This window comes from Pseudomonas khavaziana, assembly GCF_036704165.1.
Taxonomy (GTDB): Bacteria; Pseudomonadota; Gammaproteobacteria; order Pseudomonadales; family Pseudomonadaceae; genus Aquipseudomonas; species Aquipseudomonas khavaziana.
Window position 1 is genome coordinate 6,053,991 of sequence record NZ_CP129946.1, and the last position, 19,714, is coordinate 6,073,704.

Sequence of the window (19,714 nt, forward strand, 5' to 3'; positions counted from 1 at the left end):
AGTGTGGGAGGGGCGGTGCGACGATTCGACTTGCTCCCGATGAGGCCCTGACAGACACTACAAAACCTCCCCCCTACACTTTCCTTGATCAGCTCTGCGGCCCGGCCTACTCTGTTGGCCTGCCGCGCGCCGAGCCGCCCACAAGGAAGGCCCCATGTTCGAACACCACACCATACTCAAAAAGCACTTCAGCGCCCTGCGCACCCGCGCTGAATTCTTCTCGCTGCGCTACGTGCGCGAATCCGGCCAGTACCTGTCAGTGCGCAAGAACGTCGCCGAACCGCCACATTTGGGTCACGACGAAGGCGCCATGCTCACCGTGCGTCTCAATGGCGTGGAAGCCTACGCCGCGACCAACGATATTTCCCTGGCCGGCCTGCAAGCCGCCCTTGACCGCGCCGAACAGCAAGCCCGGCTGATCCAGCCCCACGCCCTGCTCGACCTGCACCAGCAGCCAGTTTCCAGTGATGTCGGCGACTACCTGTCTCCCGACCTCGAGCAGCCCTTCCCGTCGCTGAGCGATTGCTACCAACTGCTGGGCGATGAGTCTGCCGCCGTGCCCAAGGATGAGCGCCTGGTGACCTGGGAAGTCAGTCTGGGTACCACCCAGGTTGAACAGATTTACCTCAACAGCGCCGGCGCGCAATTGCGCCAGGCCCAGCGTTTCGTCTTTCCCGGCCTGAGCGTCACCGCCTTCGATGGCGACGACAGCCAGACCCGAACCCTGGGCGGTACCAACTTCGGCCAGCAAGGCAGTGCCGGCGTGATCCAGCGTTTTGGCCTGGTCGGCGCTGCCAGCCAGGTGGCCGACGAAGCCCTGCAATTGCTGCTCGCACCGAACACGCCCCACGGCCCACGCGACCTGCTGTTGATGCCCGACCAGATGATCCTGCAGATCCACGAATCCATCGGCCACCCGCTGGAGCTGGACCGTATCCTCGGTGATGAGCGCAATTACGCCGGCACCAGCTTTGTGAAGGCCAGCGACTTCGGCCATCTGCAATACGGCTCACCGCTGCTCAACGTGACCTTCGACCCGGACATCCCCGAACAACTCGCCAGCTACAGCCACGACGACGACGGCACCCGCGCCAGCAAGCAATTCCTGATCCGCGATGGCCTGCTGCTCAAGCCCTTGGGCGGTGCGTTGTCGCAATTTCGCGCCGACTTGCCAGGCGTCGCCAACAGCCGCGCCTGCGGCTGGAACCGCCCGCCCATCGATCGCATGGCCAACCTGAATATCGAGGCCGGCGATAAAAGCTTCGCGCAACTGGTGGGCGACATCGAACACGGCATCCTGATGTCGACCAACCGTTCATGGTCCATCGACGATGCGCGCAACAAGTTCCAGTTCGGCTGCGAGTGGGGCCAGTTGATCGAAAACGGCGAACTCAAGGGCGTGGTGAAGAACCCTAACTACCGGGCGATTTCCGCGCAATTCTGGCGCAAGCTCAGCGCCGTCGGCGATGCCAGCACGTTCAAGGTATTGGGCACGCCGAACTGTGGCAAAGGCGAACCCAACCAGGTGATCCGCGTCGGCCATGCATCGCCGGCCTGCGTGTTCAGTAACGTCGACGTATTTGGGGGAGATGCCTGATGGATAATTTCAAGGCATTGGTGGACTGGCTCAAGCAAGCCATCACCGACAAGGAACAATTTCACCTCGGCTACGCGGATGAGGCGTCCGAGTTCGTACGCTTGAACCACGCCAAGGTGCGCCAGGCCGGACAGGTGCAACAGGCCAGCCTGAACCTCAAGCTGATCGACGATGGTCGCCATGCGGACCTTGGCATCACCTTGTCCGGCGAGCCGGAACTGGACCGCCAGCGCCTCGCCGATGGCCTGGAACAGCTACGCCAGACCCTGCCGCTGCTGCCCCAGGATCCGTACCTGCTGCTTAACCACAACGCCTGGCAAAGCCACAACGAACAACTGCGACCACTGCCGGACCTGGCCAAGGTGCTGCAAGACATCAGCCAGGCTGCCGAAGGTGTGGACCTGGTCGGTTTCTACGCAGCCGGGCCCATCAGCCGTGGGTTCGCCAGCTCGGAGGGTGCATTCGGCTGGCATCGGGCCAATAGCTTCAACTTCGATTTCAGCCTGTTCCACGCCAATGGCGAAGCGGTAAAAGCCAGCTATGCCGGGCACACCTGGAACAGTGCTGAATTCACCGCCCGCTTGCAGCAAGCGCGCGAGCAGCTGGCGTTTCTCGGTCGCCCGCTGCACAACCTGGCGCCCGGCCAGTACCGTGCCTACCTCGCCCCGGCGGCGCTGGAAGAGATCATCAGCATCATCACCTGGGGAGGGTTCTCCGCCCAGGCCATCGCCAGCAAAGGCAGTTCATTGCAACGCCTGTATGCCGGTGAGCAATCACTGAGCCCGCTGGTGACGCTAGGTGAGCAGATCAGCGGCTCCCTGAGCCAGGCGTTTTCCACCGAGGGCTACCCACGCGAGGACGTCACCCTGATCGGCGCCGGCAAGGCGCAAGGCCAACTGGTGAATTCGCGCAGCGCCGCCGAATATGGCTTGAGCGCCAACGGCGCGAGCAGCGATGAGTCGCCCAGCGCCTTGCAGATGGCGCCAGGCAACCTGGCCCAGGCCGATATCCTCAAGCAGTTGGGCACCGGTCTGTATATCAGCAACCTGTGGTACCTGAACTATTCCGACCTGCCGGCGGCACGCCTGACCGGCATGACGCGCTTCGCCACGTTCTGGGTGGAAGACGGCAAGATCAAGGCGCCGGTCAGCACCATGCGTTTTGATGACAGCGTCTTCCAGTTGCTCGGTTCGCAATTGGAAGCGCTGAGCGCTGATCGGGAGCTGCTGCTGTCGGCCAGTACCTACAGCCAGCGCAATACGGCCTCCAGCCTTCTTCCTGGCGCCTTGGTAAAACGCCTGACGCTGACCTTGTAATAACCAGCCCTCTGTGGGAACGAGCTTGCTCGCTCCCACAGAGGGCTGCATCTCTTCTGTGCGGTCTGTTGTCGCCTGCAAAAAACCTCGATATAACGGTTAGTGGCCCCCCGCCACCTCACCCACGAGAGCACGACCTTGCCTGGGAAAGGGCAAGCTGGAGCGTTGACATGAACCATGGAAGTTTTGTCATTGAAAAGCTGGTCAAGCACTACAACGTTCATGTTGAGCAGCTAGGAAACAATCCGGAAAAGAAAACCGTACTGATGGTCAACGGCGCGCTCTCTACCACCCGCTCCTTTGCCCGCACCAGCAAGTGCCTGGCCGAGCATTTCAATGTGCTGCTGTTCGACCTGCCGTTCTCCGGCTACTCCCGCGAGCACAATACCGACCTCGACCTGGTCACCAAGGATGACGAGGTGCAAATCCTGCGCGCCCTGGTGGAACGCTTCGAGGTCAACCATCTGGTCTCGGCCTCGTGGGGTGGCATTTCCACGCTGCTGACCCTGGCGCACAACCCGCCCTCCATCGAAAGCTCGGTGGTGATGGCCCTGGCGCCCAACCTCAACCAGGCCATGCTCGAATACGTGGAGCGCGTACGCGTGTTGATCGAGGCCGATGACAAGTCTGCGGTCGGCCACCTGCTCAACGAAACAGTCGGCAAATACCTGTCTCCCCGCCTCAAGCGCAACAACCACCGGCACCTGTCGAGCATGGCCACCACTGAGTACCGCCAGGCACGCTTTCATATCCACCAGGTACTGGACTTGGGCGATGGCAACTACCTGCCCGCACTCCAGCAGATTAAAACCCCAGTGCACTTTCTCAACGGCACCCTGGATGAATACACCCCGGCCACGGACGCCCAATTGTTCAAACAGTATGTAGGCCGCAGCAGCTTCGCCGTTGCCGCACACACCGGCCACCTACTGGACCTGGAGTCCCGCGAGGCGGCATTGGCAGTGCACCGCGCGTTGTTGGATTTTCTCGTCGGAGAGCATGCAGCGTTATCGGACATGGATGAACCGCCAGTGGGAAAAAGCTTAAGGGTTAGCGCATAATCGCCAACACATAGCCTGCTAACCAAAAGGGTCTCCATGCCGAATCGCGCCCCTCTCGATGCCAAGACCGCCCGCTGGCTACCCTGGGTGGTAGCGATTGCCTTCTTCATGCAGTCGTTGGATGGGACGATCCTCAACACTGCGCTGCCGGCCATGGCCCGGGACCTGGCAGAAAACCCGTTGCGCATGCAGGGGGTGGTGATCGCCTACATGCTCACCGTCGCCTTGCTGATTCCTGCATCGGGCTGGATCGCCGACCGCTTCGGCACCAAGAAAATCTTCTTTGGCGCGATCATGCTATTCAGCATCGGCTCGCTGCTGTGTGCATTGTCCAGCAGCCTGACCATGCTGGTGGGTGCACGGGTGATCCAGGGCTTGGGCGGTGCACTGATGCTGCCGGTGGGGCGCTTGGTGGTACTGCGGGCTTATCCGCGCTCCGAGCTGGTGCGCATCATGGGCTTCATCACCATCCCCGGCCTGCTCGGCCCGTTGCTGGGCCCGACCATGGGCGGCTGGATGGTGCAGTACCTGACCTGGCATTGGATCTTCCTGATCAACCTGCCGGTGGGCATGATCGGCTGTTACGCCGTGTGGAAGTTCATCCCCGACCTGCGCGGCAGCGAGCGCACGCGCTTCGACGGCCTGGGTTTCCTGCTGTTCGGCGCAGCCATGGTGTTGATCACCATCGCCATGGAAGGCCTGGGCGAACTGCACCTGCCGCACCTGCGGGTAATGTTGCTGCTGTTCGGCGGGCTGGCGTGCCTGGCGGCGTACTGGTTACGCGCCGGGCATATCGATAACCCGCTGTTCTCCCCAATACTGTTCAAGACCCGCACCTTTGCCGTGGGCATTCTCGGCAACCTGTTTGCGCGATTGGGCAGCGGCGCATTACCGTTCCTGGTGCCACTGCTGTTGCAGGTGGCGCTGGGCTACTCGCCGTCGGAAGCCGGGATGAGCATGCTGCCGCTGGCGGCGGCGGCGATGTTTGCCAAGTCCGTGGCCCGGCCGCTGATCGAGCGCCTTGGCTACCGTATCGTACTGACCGGCAACACCTTGGCCCTGGGCCTCATGTTGGCGAGCATGGGCCTGGTCAGCGAGCACACGCCCTACCCGTTGCTGTTGGCCATGCTGGCGGTGCTGGGGGCGATCAACTCCCTGCAATTTACCGCGATGAACACCGTGACCCTGATCGATCTCGACGACGCCCAGGCCAGCAGTGGCAACAGCTTGTTGTCGGTGGTGGCGCAATTGTCCCTGAGCCTGGGCGTGGCCTGCGCCGGTGCATTGCTCGGCGGCTTTACCGCCGAGGCGGGCAACGACGGCGTGGAAAGCGTGCTCGGGGCCTTCCAGTTGACCTTCCTTACTGTGGGCATCATGGCGATGCTGGCGGCGGCGATCTTCCTGCAATTGTCGCCAAAAGACGGCAAAAGGGTAGTCAGCCGCGAGCACGATATCGAGCACTGACGGGCTTCTCGTCGAGAACTTGCAGGGAAAATCCCACGGGGCTGGTACACTGCGCGACATTTTGTTTTGCAGAGCCAGTCCCGTGACTACCATCGCCACCGCTTTTAATACTTTGCCCCTGTCCGCCGCCATGCTGGCTAACCTCGACTCGCTGGGGTATGTCGAGATGACGCAGATCCAGGCGCAAAGCTTGCCGGTGATCCTCAAGGGGCTGGACCTGATTGCCCAGGCCAAGACCGGCAGCGGCAAGACCGCCGCCTTCGGCATCGGCCTGTTGAACCCGATCAACCCACGTTACTTCGGTTGCCAGGCGCTGGTAATGTGCCCGACCCGTGAGCTGGCCGACCAGGTCGCCAAGGAAATCCGTCGCCTGGCCCGCGCCGAAGACAACATCAAGGTGCTGACCCTGTGCGGCGGCGTGTCCCTCGGTCCGCAGATCGCTTCCCTGGAGCATGGCGCCCACGTGATCGTCGGCACCCCGGGCCGTATCCAGCAGCACCTGCGCAAAGGCTCGCTGGTGCTCGACGGCTTGAACACGCTGATTCTCGACGAAGCCGACCGCATGCTCGACATGGGCTTCTACGACGCCATCGAAGACATCATCAGCAAGACCCCGCCCCGCCGCCAGACCCTGTTGTTTTCGGCCACCTACCCGGTCAGCATCAAGCAACTGGCGTCCAAGTTCATGCGTGCGCCGCAACAGGTCAAGGCCGAAGCGTTTCACTCCGATGACCAGATCGAGCAGCGCTTCTACGAGATCTCCCCGGAAGAACGCATGGATGCGGTGACCAAGGTCCTGGCGCACTTCCGTCCGGCTTCCTGCGTGGCGTTCTGCTTCACCAAGCAGCAAGTGCAGGAAACCGTGGATCACCTGACGTCCAAAGGCATTTCCGCCGTCGGCCTGCACGGTGACCTGGAACAGCGCGACCGTGACCAGGTACTGGCCATGTTCGCCAACCGCAGCACCTCCGTGCTGGTCGCCACTGACGTCGCCGCCCGTGGTCTGGACATCGACTCGCTGGACATGGTGATCAACGTCGAATTGGCCCGCGACTCGGAAATCCATATCCACCGTGTAGGCCGTACCGGTCGTGCCGGCGAGACCGGCATTGCCATCAGCCTGGTGGCGCCGTCCGAAGCGCACCGCGCCCAGGCTATCGAGCAACTGCAGAAGTCGCCGCTGAACTGGGACCAACTGGACAACCTCAAGCCGCAAAGCGGTGGCCCGCTGCTGCCGCAGATGAGCACCCTGTGCATCGCCGCCGGGCGTAAAGACAAGGTCCGCCCAGGCGACATCCTCGGCGCGTTGACCGGTGAAGCCGGCATCCCGGGCGCCCAGGTCGGCAAGATCGCGATCTTTGATTTCCAGGCATTCGTGGCCGTGGAACGCGGGATCGCCAAGCAGGCGTTGCAGCGCTTGAATGACGGCAAGATCAAGGGCCGGTCGTTGCGCGTGCGGATCCTGTAAAACGACCTTTAATCCAATGAAGATCCAATGTGGGAGGGGGCTTGCTCCCGATGGCGGTGTGTCAGTGAAAGATGTACTGACTGACACACCGCCATCGGGAGCAAGCCCCCTCCCACATTTAACTGTATTTCAACCAGAATTTGTATGAGGACACCGTTTTGCGCTCGACCGAAGTTGTGATCATTGGCGCCGGCGCCGCAGGCTTGATGTGCGCACTGACTGCTGCCGGACGCGGGCGCAAGGTGATGCTGATCGACCACGCCAACAAAGCCGGCAAGAAGATCCTGATGTCCGGTGGTGGGCGCTGTAACTTCACCAATATGTACACCGAGCCGGCCAACTTCCTTTCGCACAATGCACACTTCTGCAAGTCGGCCCTGGCGCGCTATACCCAGTGGGATTTTATCGCGCTGGTCGCCAAGCACGGCGTGCCCTACCACGAGAAGAAACTCGGCCAGCTGTTCTGCGATAACAAGTCCAGCGACATCCTCGGCATGCTGCTCGATGAATGCATCCAGACCGGCGTGAGCCTGCACCTGGACACTTCGATTGAGGAGATTGCCAAGCTCGACAGCGGCTACCAGCTGCAGACCACCCTGGGCGAATTGCGCTGCGAATCCCTGGTGATTGCCACTGGCGGTTTGTCGATCCCAACGCTGGGCGCCACCGGTTTTGGCTATCAAGTCGCCAGGCAATTCGGCCATGAACTGCTGCCGACCCGCGCCGGGCTGGTGCCGTTCACCATCACCGACCAGCTCAAGGAATTATGCGGCGAGCTGTCCGGCACTTCGGTGGATTGCCTGGTCAGCTGCAACAACCAGAGTTTTCGCGAGAACATCCTGTTCACCCACCGTGGCCTGAGCGGGCCGGCGATTTTGCAGATCTCTTCCTACTGGGAATCGGGCGACACGGTGGAAATCAACCTGTTGCCCGATCATGACGCCCATGACTGGCTGCAACAGCAACAGGCCGAGCATCCCAACAGTGAGTTAAAGACCCTGCTGGGGGAGATTTTCACCAAGAAGATGGCCAACCTGCTGGCCCAAAGCTGGTTCGAATCCAAACCGATGAAGCAGTACACCCACGCTGAAATTGCCGACATCGCGCAAAAACTTGGGAGCTGGCAACTCGTACCGGCCGGCACCGAGGGCTATCGCACTGCTGAGGTAACCTTAGGTGGAGTGGATACGCGGGAGGTGTCGTCCAAGACTATGGAGTCACTGAAAAGCCCGGGCTTGTACTTTATCGGTGAAGTGCTGGATGTGACCGGCCACCTGGGCGGGTTCAATTTCCAGTGGGCCTGGGCATCTGGTTACGCAGCCGCACAATACGTCTGACACAACGCAGCAAAAATGTGGGAGGGGGCTTGCTCCCGATGACGGTGTATCAGCAACAGATGTACTGACTGACACGCCGCCATCGGGAGCAAGCCCCCTCCCACATTGGTTTTGTAGTGAACTTGAAAAATTTGCTGTTGGATGTGATCAGCACCCTTGCCGTGGCGTCCTTGATAGCTCAATTTAGCGACACTGTCCCGGAAGACTCCAGACTTCATGTCATCGACCTCGTTCAAGCAGTCCATGCGGCGCCTGTGGGCGCTGGATAAATTCAGCTACAGCGTACGGGTGTTCATCGCCCTCACCGGCAGCATGGCGCTGTGTTGGTACCAGGATGAAATGACGCTGCTGATCCCGCTGTTCCTGGGGATTATCGCCAGCGCCCTGGCCGAGACCGATGACAGTTGGCAAGGCCGCCTCAATGCCTTGGCGGTGACGCTGGTGTGTTTCAGCATCGCTGCGCTGTCGGTGGAGCTGCTGTTCCCCTATCCCTGGATCTTTGCCATCGCCCTGGCCCTGGCCAGTTTCTGCCTGACCATGCTGGGCGCGTTGGGTGAGCGCTATGGCGCGATTGCCTCGGCTACGTTGATCCTGTCGGTCTACACCATGATCGGCGTCGACCAGCGCGGCGGCGCCGTCACCGACTTCTGGCATGAACCGTTGCTGCTGGTGGCCGGCGCCGCCTGGTACGGGGTGCTGTCGGTGCTGTGGCAGGTACTGTTTTCCAACCAGCCGGTGCAGCAGAGCCTGGCGCGATTGTTCCGTGAGCTGGGGCGTTACCTCAAGCTCAAGTCATCCTTATTCGAACCGATACGCCAGCTGGATGTGGAAGCACGCCGTCTGGAACTGGCCCAGCAAAATGGCCGGGTGGTCGCGGCGTTGAATGCGGCCAAGGAAATCATCCTGCACCGCGTCGGCAACGGCCGGCCGGGCTCGAAGGTCAGCCGCTACCTGAAACTCTATTTCCTGGCCCAGGACATCCACGAGCGCGCCAGTTCCTCCCACTACCCCTACAACGCCCTCACCGAAGCCTTCTTCCACAGCGATGTGCTGTTCCGCTGCCAGCGCCTGCTGCGCCAGCAAGGCAAGGCGTGCCAGACCCTGGCCGAGTCGATCCAACTGCGCCAGCCGTTCATCTATGACGATAGCTTCGCCGAAGCCCTGGGCGACCTCAACGCCTCCCTGGAACACCTGCGCATCCAGAGCAACCCGGCCTGGCGTGGCCTGTTGCGCTCGCTGCGCGCCTTGGCGGCCAACCTGTCCACCCTCGACCGCCTGCTGGGCGATGCCAGCAACCCCGATGCCCTGGCCGACGCCACCGACAGCAACCTGCTGGACCGCGCCCCGCGCAACCTCAAGGAAATGTGGACACGCCTGCGCACCCAATTGACGCCGACCTCACTGCTGTTTCGCCACGCCTTGCGCCTGTCATTGGCGCTGACCATCGGCTACGGCACCCTGCATGCGATCCACGCGTCCCAGGGTTACTGGATCATCCTCACCACCCTGTTTGTCTGCCAGCCCAGCTACGGTGCTACGCGGCGCAAGCTCGGCCAGCGCATCATCGGTACCGCCATCGGCCTCACCGTGGCCTGGGCGCTGTTCGACCTGTTTCCCAACCCCGTGGTGCAATCAATGTTCGCCATCGCCGCGGGCCTGGTGTTCTTTATCAACCGCACCACGCGCTACACCCTGGCCACGGCGGCGATCACCCTGATGGTGCTGTTCTGCTTCAACCAGGTGGGCGATGGCTACGGGCTGTTCCTGCCGCGCCTGTTCGATACCTTGCTCGGCAGCCTGATCGCGGGCCTGGCGGTATTCCTGTTCCTGCCGGACTGGCAAGGCCGGCGCCTGAACAAAGTGCTGGCCAACACTCTGACCTGCAACAGCATCTACCTGCGCCAGATCATGCAGCAATACGCCGCCGGCAAACGCGACGACCTGGCCTATCGCCTGGCCCGCCGCAACGCCCACAACGCCGATGCCGCGTTGTCCACCACCCTGGCGAATATGCTGATGGAGCCGGGGCACTTCCGTAAGGAAGCCGATGTGGGCTTTCGCTTCCTGGTGCTGTCCCACACCCTGCTCAGCTATTTGTCGGGGCTGGGTGCGCACCGCGAAACCCAGCTGCCGGCCGATGTGCGCGAGCATTTGATCGACGGCGCCGGGCAGGCCCTGGCGTTGAGCATCGACGAGATCGCCAGTGGGCTGGCGAATAAACAGCCGATTGCGATTCAAAGTGATGCCGAGGAAGCACTGGCGGCAGAGCTGGAGCAAATGCCCGATGAGATCGACGAAGGGCAACGGTTGGTACAGACGCAGTTGGCGTTGATTTGCCGGCAGTTGGGGCCGTTGCGCACGTTGGCGGCGCATTTGATCAAAGATACCCGCGCGGCTTAGGCCGCTATCGGGAGCAACCCCCCTCCCACATTCGATTGGTGTACGCCGGTCCCTTGTGGGAGGGGGCTTGCTCCCGATGAGGCCCGCAAGAACGCTACATCCCATGCGCCTTCATCAACCGCGCATAACTGCCATCAGCCTTCATCCTGGCAATCTCCCGATCAAAACCGGCGACGATCTGGGCATGCTCGGGGTTCTTCAGGCTGACCAGGATGTGCAGGCTGTTCTGGCTCAATGGCTTGCCCACAAAGACCACGGCATCGCGCACCCGCGGCGACTCCCGCGCCAGGTAATAGCGCGCTACGTATTCATCCTCCAGCGTCAGTCGCACACGCTGCGCAGCCAGCATGCGCACGGCCATGGCGAAGTTGTGCACTGGCACTTTCTGCAGCTGGGTGTCTTGATCGAACGCCGCCGAGTAGGCGTAACCGCGCACCACGGCGATGGCCTCGTCGTGCAGTGCGTCCAGGCTGTGATATTCGATGGCATCGTCGCTACGCTTGAGAAAGCGCACACGGTTAAGCAAGTACTCGCCGGAAAACTGCCCCAGGTGCGTGCGGTCCTTGTTATACCAGGCGTTGATCAGCACGTCGTAGCGCCCATCCCCTACACCCTTCAATGCGCGCGCCCATGGCACCTGTTCAAAATCACTGGCATACCCAGCGCGGGCCAGGGCCGTGCGGACGATATCAGTAGCCAAGCCGCCATTGACCAAGGTGGCATCAGTAAACGGTGGCCAGCCATCCGCCACCAGGCGCAAACGTTGTGCCAGCGCCGGTTGCGCCAGCAGCAGCACTGCGATCAAAGCAACGGCACGAGTCAATCTCGGCATGCTTAAAGTCCTTGGCGGGCAGGCGATGGCCTGATAACAGTAGCTCATCAATGAGCTTGCATTGCAGATTACACAAAGAAGCCCGCGGCGCATGCACAGAATGATGGCAAATTGACGCCATTCACAAAATGGCCGAATTTAGACACCAGCGCCCGTCGCGCTTACTATCCCTGGCAGGTCTTTATAAGAGCGCACATCATGACGGTTGATTGGGTCTGCAAACATCACGACGACTTGGGCAAGGAACAGCTGTACACCATCCTGCGCCTGCGCAGCGAGGTCTTCGTCGTCGAACAAAAATGCGTCTACCAGGACATAGATAGCCAGGACCTGGCGGGTGACACTCACCACCTCATGGCCTGGCAAAATGATGAGCTGGTGGCCTACCTGCGCTTACTCGACCCGGAGTCCCAGGGCGGCGATGTGGTGATCGGCCGCGTTATCGTAGCAAAGGTGGCACGGGGCAGCGGGCTGGGGCATCAGATGATGGATGAAGCGCTCAAGCGTATAGAGGATATCTGGCCGCAAACGCCGGTTTACCTGTCGGCGCAGGCGCATTTGCAGGGCTATTACGCGCGGTATGGATTTGTGGTGGCGGGCGAGGAATACCTGGAAGACGATATTCCACATATCGGTATGCGGCGGGTTTGAGGGCCTCATCGGGGGCAAGGCCCCACCCACCTTTGAATGTATTCGCAGATCAAATGTGGGAGGGGGCTTGCCCCCGATAGCGCCACCGCCACCGCCGAACTCAGGGATAACCCAACACCTGCTTGATCGACGCAAGATTGGCCTCGATCCACCGCCGATCAATCGCGCCCCACTCACGAATCCGATAATGCCCGGCATGGTTGCGCGCCCCTTCTTCCTGCTCAAACTCGCAGACGATATCCAGGTCCGCCAACGCCGCAATCGTGTCCTGGGCGGTACGCCGGGGCATGCCGGTGGCTTCGGTGAGCGCCGGCACGCTGCTGGCCAACTGGCTGTCGATCAGGTACGCCACGTACAGGCGCCGGTAGAAGCTGCTTTTGGTCTTGCTCACATCCATGGTCAGTCGCCTTGTGCTCAGGGTTTGCCTTGCAGGTCTCGCCAGGTGAGATAGACCCGCAGGTCGAACTCCACCTGATGGTAGTCCGGCATCATGTATTGGCAGAGTTTGTAGAACGCCTTGTTGTGGTCCGATTCCTTGAAGTGCGCCAGTTCGTGCACCACGATCATGCGCAGGAACTGCGGCGCCGCCTCCTTGAACAGCGAAGCGATGCGAATCTCTTTCTTGGATTTGAGATTTCCGCCCTGCACCCGCGAAATCGTGGTGTGCAAACCCAGGGCACGATGGGTCAGGTCCAGACGGTTATCGAACAGCACCTTATCAATAGAAGGTGCATTGCGCAGGTGCTCCTGCTTCAACGCCAGGGCGTAGGCGTAAAGGGCCTTGTCGCTCTGTACGGCATGGCGTTCGGGGTAACGCTGTTCCAGGTAGGCGCCCAACTGGTCTTTGGCGATCAGTTGGCGCACTTGCTCCTGTAGCGCAGCGGGATAGGCCTGGAGGTATTTCAATGCGGTCATGGGGTCTGCAAGGCAATTCGGACGGGCGCCAGTGTAGCCAATTCAAGGCAAACGCGGGTACGCCCAACCCGCAATGTCCTCGGCCATCAAAGGCGCCGCAGCCCACGGCCCCTGGATGTGTGTGCAACCATTGGCCTTGAGCCACTGGATTTGCTCAAGGGTCTGCACCCCCTCGGCAATCACCAGCACATCAAAATGCCCACACAACTGGATGATGCTGCGTGCCATCGCCGCATCCCGCGTCGAACCGGGCAGGCGCGCCACCAGTTGCGGGTCAAGCTTGAGGGTATCGAACTGCAAGTCCCGCAAATGGGCCAGTGAACAGTGACCTGAACCAAAGTCATCCAGGGCAATACGCACCCCAATCCGGCGCAATAGCTGCAGCTGTTTGGTCGACTCCTCCAGGTTACTCATCAGGCAGTTCTCGCCGATTTCCACCTCCAGTTGCCGCCCCTGCAGCCCATATCGGTCCAGAATCTGCTGCAGTTGGCTGGCCAGGTTGGGCATATTGAACTGGCTGCTGCTCAGGCTCACGCTCAACACCAGCTCAGGGTCGAAGACTCCCTGCCAGGCTTGGCGCTGGGCGGCGACTTGCTGGTAGATCCAGGCGCTCAACTGGCTGATCAAACGCGCCTCTTCCAGCAGCGGCAAGAACAAACCCGGCGGTACATCGCCGACGCTCGGATGCTGCCAGCGCAACAACGCCTCGACGCCACGCAAACGTCCGTCCACTACACAAACCTGGGGCTGGTACACCAGGGTGAAATCCTTGTTTTGAATGGCGGTGCGCACGCTGTCTTCAAGCATCAGCCGCGAACGGGCACGGCCGTTCATTTCCTGGTCGTAATAACGATACTGCTGACGGCCGGCCCGCTTGGCTTCGTACATCGCAATGTCCGCCGCTCGCAACAGGCCGTTCAGGTCCGAGCCACAATCCGGGAACGTCGCGATCCCGATACTGACCCCGAGCATTACCTCCAAACCGTCGACCTGCTGGCACACAGAGACCCGCTCGATGAGCTTTTCCGCGATCTTCGCCGCCTGTTCGGGAAATTCCAGCTCAAGCAACGCGGTGAACTCGTCCCCGCCCATGCGCCCGAGAATGTCGTAGGAACGCAGGCAGGCTTGCATCTGCTCCGACACCCAGCGCAGCACTCGGTCGCCAGCGTCGTGGCCCAGCGTATCGTTGACCCGCTTGAAGCCATCCAGGTCCAGATACAACAACACCAGCGCCTGCTCGTTGCGTTCGTTGCGCAACAAGGTGTTCTCTACCGCCTGATGGAACCCACGTCGATTCAGCAGCCCGGTCAACGGGTCGGTCACGGCCTGGAATTCCAGTTGCTGATGAAGATGGCGAACCTCAGACATGTCCAACACCGTCACGACCATAGCCTTCTGTTCGGCGGGTAAGGGTGCACAGGACAATGCCACCGGCACCTGCTGGCCGCGCCCCGTACGCAAAATGGCATCATGCTGGCGCCATGTCTCGCCTCTGCGATACGCCTCGTACATCGGGAAGCCCAACCAGGCGGGCACATGGGGTTTTTGCAGGAAACTCAGGAAACTCTCACCCTGCAGCTCATCCATCGTGGCATTCAAGAGTCGTGAAATGGCCGGGTTGGCGTACTCGATCACACTGGCTTCACCCACCACCAGGATGCCCTCGGCGGCATTATCCAGCACCGAGGCATTGAAGGCGCGGGCCAGTTCCAGGTCATGGCTCAGGCGCTGCAAGGCACGGCGGTTGCGCTGATGCTCAAGCAAGGCTTGCACCTTAGGCTTGAGGATATGCGGGTCAAACGGTTTGAACAGGTAGTCGATCGCCCCGCTGGCATAGCCTTCAAGCACTGCCGCGGGGGATTGGGCGGTGGCTGTCAGAAAGATAATTGGCGTCATGCGCGTACGTTGGCTGCCACGCATCAAGCGCGCCACCTCGAAGCCGTCCATACCGGGCATGCGCACGTCCAGCAGCACCAAGTCGACGTCATGGGCCAGCAGCAACTCCAAGGCCTCCATACCGGACGTAGCGGTGATCACCTGCCAGTCTTCACGTTGCAACAGCGCACGCATGCTGACGAGGTTTTCCGGGTAGTCATCGACCACCAGGAGAACCGAACTTGCATCGCCGGGTTGTGGAGCGCCATCCATGCTACGTCTCTTCCTTAGGGAGCTGCACCGGTCACTTCTGATACAAAGGCCGGATAAACACTGAGGGCTCACTCTAGCCCCGGTTCCAAAAAAGCAGAAGTGACGCGGATGCCCTCATTGCACCAAAGCCAAGGAAGCCGACTAACGGTAAGGCCCTGTAGCCCGCGATTCATGGGCAACATGGCTTTTTGGCACTCCTCTGACGCCAATAAATTGCCAGCAATTGTTTAACAATCGTACGAGCAGCGCCTATAAAGAACCGGTAAGGCCTGCGGGCCAACGCTTTCACCCTCTGTAAAAGGCCAACACCATGATCGACCTTTCCACCTGGAACCTGAGCATTCCGGTCGGCTCCCCGCCCACAACCATCGACACCCCGAGGCTACTGAGCGGCTTCAACGATCAATACTTCCAGGCCGAAGGCAGCGACGTGCAGTTCTGGACTCCCGTCACGGGCACCCGCACCGAAAACGCCATCTACCCGCGTAGCGAACTGCGCGAAACCTACGCCGATGGCCGCCTGCGCAACTGGACCTACCCCGAGGCCGACAACTTTCTGCGCGCCACCCTGGCGGTCAATCAAGTGCCCTCCTCCGGCAAGATCGTGATCGGCCAGATCCACGCCTATGACAGCCAGAAACCGCTGATCAAGCTGGAGTACCAATTCAAGGAAAAAACCCAGACCGGCAACATCGTCGCCAAGGTGCGCATGCGCCCGGATGAAGCCGAGAGCCGGGTGATCATCGTCGCCTCCAATGTGCCGCTGGAGAAGAGCTTCACCTACGTGATCAACCTCAACAAAGCCGGGCTGCTCAGCGTGTATGCCGCCGACAGCGAGTGGAATGAACGCATAGGCGCGGCCTGGGGCGACAAGCCGTTGTACTTCAAGGCCGGGGTGTATGTGCAGGACAACAGTGGGGACAGCCAGGAAGGGGCACGGGTGACGTTTGCGAAACTGGATATTGACCATGAATAGACGGACCGGCCAACCTTGAGTAGGCAAGGTCCGATAAACCCAAGGGCCGTTCCCAGGCCTTGAACCCGCCGCAGTCCACCTGTGGGAGAGGGCCTGCCCCCTCCCACATTTACCCTGCCTGGCCCGAGGATGCGGCGCTCGTCCTACAGTACCGTTGCGGTCAACCAACTCGCCGCTTAGAGTTCGCCCCTTCGCTGGCATTGATCGGCGATAGGTTTTCGCAGCCCTACAGAGTTAAAACCGCCCCCCGTCGAGACAGGCCCGGCATTCTTGCCGATGGCCGTCTTTGTTATGAGAGCTTCGCCTAACTACTGAGAAGGCAATGTAAATTTCGCCGGACCTTTTGAATTCACCAACTCAAAAGCACAGTTTGTGACATTGTCATTTTTACATTCCTTTTCCTCGCTCCAAGCATTGCCTTTAGCCACTGGAGGTAAGGTAAATCGCTTGGAAAGTCTTAAATAGTCATCCTTGCCTTTGCCTCCGTAATTGCAGATCACATAGCTATAAGGCAACTTCGTTTCGCTGTCTGTTCCCTGCTTGATCGCCGCGCCTAAAAATTCAAATTCCGCAGCCATCGAGCTATCTTCAATGAGCTGCTCGCCATTCCACTCCTGCTTGCCATCTGAAAATTGAATGCTCACCGCCTTGATAGTTGAGACATCCGGGCACGTTAGAGGCGCAGCATAGGCATTCCCCGTCAGCGCTAATGCGGTGGCTACAGTGATGCTTGGAAACCACTTTAAAAGATGTGAATGGTTCATAGCGTATTCTTCCCTGGTTGATTTACTGTCCCCCCAGTGTGCGGAAATTAGCGGCGAACGATACTGTCAACTTTGACAGTTTTAAATTGAAATTCGAAATAAGCAATGGAATATTAATAGCTTTAAAAGGCGTAGCTTCGGAGAACCTATCCCTTGGCTAAATAAATCTGCTTTCCTTAAACAGTTAAAGCCATATAACCAATAGCCAACCGTTATAAAAAACTGTCATCTTTGACAGGTCACTCCCCTTAGAAAATCTCTTAGTATTTCTCACGTATCACTGAGGAGAAAAAATACAAACTAAACTTTAAATCGAATGAAAGGAATATCATCATGGGTCAACTCGTCGGAAACTACTTCGGCTCTTACGGCGGCGCTCACATTTACCTATATGTTACTAGCAGTGATGACACCGGCGGTCCAGTTACAGCCACTGCCAGCGTGAATGGACAAACCGGCACACTCACAGGACATCAAACCATCGGAGCAACCACCACGACTATTATGTTGACAGGCACTATCGGAAACAACTCTGAAAGCTGGACCTTCAATACTTCCGACTTTAGAACGTTAAGTGGCGGTCGTAACTTCGCAGGCCCAAATGGGGTTTGGACATTTCAGGGCTTCGGGCTGGGCCGACAGTAACAATCGATTAAAAACAGTTGCTATTCGACTTTTTTCATGCGCACGACATGATTCTTTCCAAGCATACCAGCGTAATAAATTAAAAGCTTATGGCTTTTTAACGAAACCAAAAAAAGAACCCACACACTGTGGGTTCTTTTTATTAACGTCGAAGGCTCAGTTCACCTTAGCGTTCAACTCACCCTTCAAATAACGCTGGTACATCGCTTCCAACGAGATCGGCTTGATCTTCGAAGCATTACCCGCAGTACCAAACGCTTCGTAGCGCGCAATACACACATCGCGCATCGCAGTCACGGTAGCACCGAAGAACTTACGCGGATCGAACTCGCTCGGGTTGGTGGCCATCAGGCGACGCATCGCACCGGTGGAGGCCAGGCGCAGGTCAGTATCGATGTTGACCTTGCGCACGCCGTACTTGATGCCTTCGACGATTTCTTCAACCGGTACACCGTAGGTTTCTTTAATGTCGCCGCCGTACTGGTTGATGATCGCCAGCCACTCTTGGGGTACCGAGGAAGAGCCGTGCATCACCAGGTGGGTGTTGGGGATGCGCTTGTGGATTTCCTTGATGCGGTCGATGGCCAGCACGTCGCCAGTAGGTGGCTTGGTGAACTTGTAGGCGCCGTGGCTGGTGCCGATGGCGATGGCCAGGGCGTCGACCTGGGTCTTCTTGACGAAGTCGGCAGCTTCTTCCGGGTCGGTCAGCATCTGGCTGTGATCCAGCACGCCTTCGGCGCCGATGCCGTCTTCTTCGCCGGCCATGCCGGTTTCAAGCGAACCCAGGCAGCCCAGCTCGCCTTCAACCGATACGCCGCAGGCGTGAGCCATGGCGACGGTTTGTTGGGTGACGCGTACGTTGTATTCGTAGTCGGTCGGGGTCTTGCCGTCTTCGCCGAGGGAGCCATCCATCATCACCGAGCTGAAACCCAGCTGGATGGAGCGCTGGCACACGTCAGGGCTGGTGCCGTGGTCCTGGTGCATGCACACCGGGATATGCGGGAATTCTTCGATGGCGGCGAGGATCAGGTGACGCAGGAACGGGGCGCCGGCGTATTTGCGCGCACCGGCCGAAGCCTGGACGATCACTGGGGAGTCGGTCTTGTCAGCGGCTTCCATGATGGCGCGCATCTGCTCAAGGTTGTTGACGTTAAAGGCTGGGACGCCGTAGCCGAATTCGGCTGCGTGGTCCAGCATTTGACGCATGCTGATAAGTGCCATTGTGTTGTCTCTCCCGGTCGAGGGTCGTTAATCGTGCAAGCCTGCCGTAGCGGCGGCTGCTATTCAAGTTATTGCAGATCAAGGGGTTGAGCCTTGTGCTGCTGAATCGTTATTGCTGGTGTAGCCGACTCAAATTCCAATCTGAAACCGAATCAATGTGGGAGGGAGCTCGCCCCCGATTGCAGTGTGTCAGCCCGCACACAGGTGTCAGGATGACCGCTATCGGGGGCAAGCCCCCTCCCACATTTGGGTCTCATTTCATGAGAGTTCTCAATTGGCCTTACAGCCGCGCCCGATCAAATCATCGGTGGCCACCCAGTAAACCAGGCCTTCCTCACCCTTGGTGTGAAACGCCAACTGGCCATCGCTGTACAGCGCGCCCGAGGCCGCCACGTCCTGCTTGAGACGGTAAACCTGGTCCGAACCACCGAGGCGTACATCCACCTCGCTACGGGCCTGGTTGGCGAAGCGCCAGTTGACCTCGGCCTTGCTGTCGCAGGTCCAGGTGGTCCACTTATCGGCAGGCTCTGCCTTGTTAAACATGTTCATGCTGCTGCAGCCAGCCAACAGGGCCAGGGCTGCCAGGGCGAAAACGCCTTTCATTGCCAATCCTCGAACGGCGACCCCGGAAGGCCGCCTTTACTGTCGGTTAGTGGATCAGACCCGTCATGGGCAGCCCTGTTCCTGACCGTTGGGCGCGGAATCGTATTTCTCCAGCCGTTCGTTGCCGATGCGCTTGTTGATCACCGGCATGGTCTCGGCTTGCCAGTCAGCCTGGTAACAGCTTTTTTTCAGCGGTGCCTTGGCGTTATCCGCCTCGGGCGCCGCATTTGGCGTGCTGCCGCAGCCGGCCAGCAGGCCCGCTGCGATTACCAGTGCCAACGACTTGATCATGGGAACACTCCTTTTCCTGATCACG

The 19,714-nt window shown here is 59.7% G+C and carries 18 protein-coding genes; 10 read left to right on the plus strand and 8 right to left on the minus strand.

Annotation, left to right across the window (positions count from 1 at the left end; translation table 11 throughout):
• The first annotated feature begins 154 nt into the window (after positions 1–154).
• From QYQ93_RS27075 to yccS, 7 genes are all read left to right on the plus strand, one after another.
• Positions 155–1,597 carry a TldD/PmbA family protein gene (locus QYQ93_RS27075; RefSeq protein WP_338475878.1) on the plus strand — a complete coding sequence of 481 codons (1,443 nt, stop codon included), beginning with the start codon at positions 155–157 and terminating at the stop codon, positions 1,595–1,597.
• Complete coding sequence (locus QYQ93_RS27080; RefSeq protein ID WP_338475879.1) at positions 1,597–2,913, plus strand: TldD/PmbA family protein; 1,317 nt, start codon at positions 1,597–1,599, stop codon at positions 2,911–2,913. Before QYQ93_RS27075 ends, QYQ93_RS27080 begins: the two co-directional genes overlap by 1 nt.
• 170 nt (positions 2,914–3,083) lie before the next feature.
• A complete protein-coding gene (locus QYQ93_RS27085) occupies positions 3,084–3,974 on the plus strand; it encodes an alpha/beta fold hydrolase (protein WP_043046186.1) in 891 nt (296 codons plus the stop codon).
• Positions 3,975–4,010: 36 nt separating this feature from the next.
• The gene (gene mdtD, locus QYQ93_RS27090) at positions 4,011–5,438 is read left to right on the plus strand and encodes a multidrug transporter subunit MdtD (protein ID WP_124402158.1); all 1,428 of its coding nucleotides are present in this window, start codon (positions 4,011–4,013) and stop codon (positions 5,436–5,438) included.
• Between the two features lie 130 nt (positions 5,439–5,568).
• The gene (gene dbpA / locus QYQ93_RS27095) at positions 5,569–6,906 is read left to right on the plus strand and encodes an ATP-dependent RNA helicase DbpA (protein ID WP_231501119.1); all 1,338 of its coding nucleotides are present in this window, start codon (positions 5,569–5,571) and stop codon (positions 6,904–6,906) included.
• 158 nt (positions 6,907–7,064) lie between these two features.
• Complete coding sequence (locus tag QYQ93_RS27100; protein WP_217880901.1) at positions 7,065–8,243, plus strand: NAD(P)/FAD-dependent oxidoreductase; 1,179 nt, start codon at positions 7,065–7,067, stop codon at positions 8,241–8,243.
• Positions 8,244–8,459: 216 nt separating this feature from the next.
• Complete coding sequence (gene yccS / locus QYQ93_RS27105; protein WP_043046190.1) at positions 8,460–10,643, plus strand: YccS family putative transporter; 2,184 nt, start codon at positions 8,460–8,462, stop codon at positions 10,641–10,643.
• 94 nt (positions 10,644–10,737) lie between these two features.
• Here yccS and QYQ93_RS27110 read toward each other — a convergent pair whose 3' ends face one another.
• Positions 10,738–11,475 carry a substrate-binding periplasmic protein gene (locus QYQ93_RS27110; RefSeq protein WP_338475880.1) on the minus strand — a complete coding sequence of 246 codons (738 nt, stop codon included), beginning with the start codon at positions 11,473–11,475 and terminating at the stop codon, positions 10,738–10,740.
• A gap of 198 nt (positions 11,476–11,673) precedes the next feature.
• On the opposite strand from QYQ93_RS27110, the gene QYQ93_RS27115 reads away from it, so the two are divergent.
• Positions 11,674–12,126, plus strand: coding sequence for a GNAT family N-acetyltransferase (locus QYQ93_RS27115; RefSeq protein WP_043046194.1), 453 nt, complete (start codon positions 11,674–11,676; stop codon positions 12,124–12,126).
• Between the two features lie 100 nt (positions 12,127–12,226).
• On the opposite strand, the gene QYQ93_RS27120 is transcribed toward QYQ93_RS27115, so the two are convergent.
• The 3 genes from QYQ93_RS27120 to QYQ93_RS27130 are packed head-to-tail and all read right to left on the minus strand — an operon-like array spanning position 12,227 to position 15,189.
• Positions 12,227–12,523, minus strand: coding sequence for a winged helix-turn-helix domain-containing protein (locus tag QYQ93_RS27120; RefSeq protein WP_043046195.1), 297 nt, complete (start codon positions 12,521–12,523; stop codon positions 12,227–12,229).
• Positions 12,524–12,540: 17 nt separating this feature from the next.
• Positions 12,541–13,041 (minus strand): M48 family metallopeptidase, encoded by a 501-nt coding sequence (locus QYQ93_RS27125; protein ID WP_032879017.1) that lies wholly within the window; start codon positions 13,039–13,041, stop codon positions 12,541–12,543.
• A 42-nt stretch (positions 13,042–13,083) separates the two neighbouring features.
• On the minus strand, positions 13,084–15,189 hold the full coding sequence (locus QYQ93_RS27130; RefSeq protein WP_043046197.1) for a putative bifunctional diguanylate cyclase/phosphodiesterase: 2,106 nt from the start codon (positions 15,187–15,189) through the stop codon (positions 13,084–13,086).
• A gap of 310 nt (positions 15,190–15,499) precedes the next feature.
• Here QYQ93_RS27130 and QYQ93_RS27135 point away from each other — a divergent pair, with 310 nt between their 5' ends.
• Positions 15,500–16,165 (plus strand): polysaccharide lyase family 7 protein, encoded by a 666-nt coding sequence (locus tag QYQ93_RS27135; RefSeq protein WP_043046198.1) that lies wholly within the window; start codon positions 15,500–15,502, stop codon positions 16,163–16,165.
• Between the two features lie 308 nt (positions 16,166–16,473).
• On the opposite strand, the gene QYQ93_RS27140 is transcribed toward QYQ93_RS27135, so the two are convergent.
• Positions 16,474–16,929 carry a hypothetical protein gene (locus QYQ93_RS27140; RefSeq protein WP_338475883.1) on the minus strand — a complete coding sequence of 152 codons (456 nt, stop codon included), beginning with the start codon at positions 16,927–16,929 and terminating at the stop codon, positions 16,474–16,476.
• A 333-nt stretch (positions 16,930–17,262) separates the two neighbouring features.
• Between QYQ93_RS27140 and QYQ93_RS27145 the strand changes: the two genes are divergently transcribed.
• Positions 17,263–17,574, plus strand: coding sequence for a hypothetical protein (locus QYQ93_RS27145; RefSeq protein WP_124421788.1), 312 nt, complete (start codon positions 17,263–17,265; stop codon positions 17,572–17,574).
• Positions 17,575–17,730: 156 nt separating this feature from the next.
• Here QYQ93_RS27145 and fba read toward each other — a convergent pair whose 3' ends face one another.
• The 3 genes from fba to QYQ93_RS27160 all read right to left on the minus strand — a co-directional run bounded on the left by fba (position 17,731) and on the right by QYQ93_RS27160 (position 19,689).
• Entirely contained in the window at positions 17,731–18,795 is a 1,065-nt protein-coding gene (fba, locus tag QYQ93_RS27150; protein ID WP_003177554.1) for a class II fructose-bisphosphate aldolase, read from the minus strand.
• Between the two features lie 270 nt (positions 18,796–19,065).
• Complete coding sequence (locus QYQ93_RS27155; protein ID WP_217880894.1) at positions 19,066–19,398, minus strand: MliC family protein; 333 nt, start codon at positions 19,396–19,398, stop codon at positions 19,066–19,068.
• A gap of 63 nt (positions 19,399–19,461) precedes the next feature.
• A complete protein-coding gene (locus QYQ93_RS27160) occupies positions 19,462–19,689 on the minus strand; it encodes a hypothetical protein (protein ID WP_338475884.1) in 228 nt (75 codons plus the stop codon).
• Between the last annotated feature and the right edge of the window lie 25 nt (positions 19,690–19,714).

Excerpts from the sequence above, each read along its gene's own strand:
- QYQ93_RS27075 (WP_338475878.1), top strand. The coding sequence starts at position 155 with ATGTTCGAACACCACACCATACTCAAAAAGCACTTCAGCGCCCTGCGC.
- QYQ93_RS27080 (WP_338475879.1), top strand. The coding sequence starts at position 1,597 with ATGGATAATTTCAAGGCATTGGTGGACTGGCTCAAGCAAGCCATCACC.
- QYQ93_RS27085 (WP_043046186.1), top strand. The coding sequence starts at position 3,084 with ATGAACCATGGAAGTTTTGTCATTGAAAAGCTGGTCAAGCACTACAAC.
- mdtD (WP_124402158.1), top strand. The coding sequence starts at position 4,011 with ATGCCGAATCGCGCCCCTCTCGATGCCAAGACCGCCCGCTGGCTACCC.
- dbpA (WP_231501119.1), top strand. The coding sequence starts at position 5,569 with ATGCTGGCTAACCTCGACTCGCTGGGGTATGTCGAGATGACGCAGATC.
- yccS (WP_043046190.1), top strand. The coding sequence starts at position 8,460 with ATGTCATCGACCTCGTTCAAGCAGTCCATGCGGCGCCTGTGGGCGCTG.
- QYQ93_RS27110 (WP_338475880.1), bottom strand. The coding sequence starts at position 11,475 with ATGCCGAGATTGACTCGTGCCGTTGCTTTGATCGCAGTGCTGCTGCTG.
- QYQ93_RS27115 (WP_043046194.1), top strand. The coding sequence starts at position 11,674 with ATGACGGTTGATTGGGTCTGCAAACATCACGACGACTTGGGCAAGGAA.
- QYQ93_RS27120 (WP_043046195.1), bottom strand. The coding sequence starts at position 12,523 with ATGGATGTGAGCAAGACCAAAAGCAGCTTCTACCGGCGCCTGTACGTG.
- QYQ93_RS27125 (WP_032879017.1), bottom strand. The coding sequence starts at position 13,041 with ATGACCGCATTGAAATACCTCCAGGCCTATCCCGCTGCGCTACAGGAG.
- QYQ93_RS27130 (WP_043046197.1), bottom strand. The coding sequence starts at position 15,189 with ATGGATGGCGCTCCACAACCCGGCGATGCAAGTTCGGTTCTCCTGGTG.
- QYQ93_RS27135 (WP_043046198.1), top strand. The coding sequence starts at position 15,500 with ATGATCGACCTTTCCACCTGGAACCTGAGCATTCCGGTCGGCTCCCCG.
- QYQ93_RS27140 (WP_338475883.1), bottom strand. The coding sequence starts at position 16,929 with ATGAACCATTCACATCTTTTAAAGTGGTTTCCAAGCATCACTGTAGCC.
- QYQ93_RS27145 (WP_124421788.1), top strand. The coding sequence starts at position 17,263 with ATGGGTCAACTCGTCGGAAACTACTTCGGCTCTTACGGCGGCGCTCAC.
- fba (WP_003177554.1), bottom strand. The coding sequence starts at position 18,795 with ATGGCACTTATCAGCATGCGTCAAATGCTGGACCACGCAGCCGAATTC.
- QYQ93_RS27155 (WP_217880894.1), bottom strand. The coding sequence starts at position 19,398 with ATGAAAGGCGTTTTCGCCCTGGCAGCCCTGGCCCTGTTGGCTGGCTGC.
- QYQ93_RS27160 (WP_338475884.1), bottom strand. The coding sequence starts at position 19,689 with ATGATCAAGTCGTTGGCACTGGTAATCGCAGCGGGCCTGCTGGCCGGC.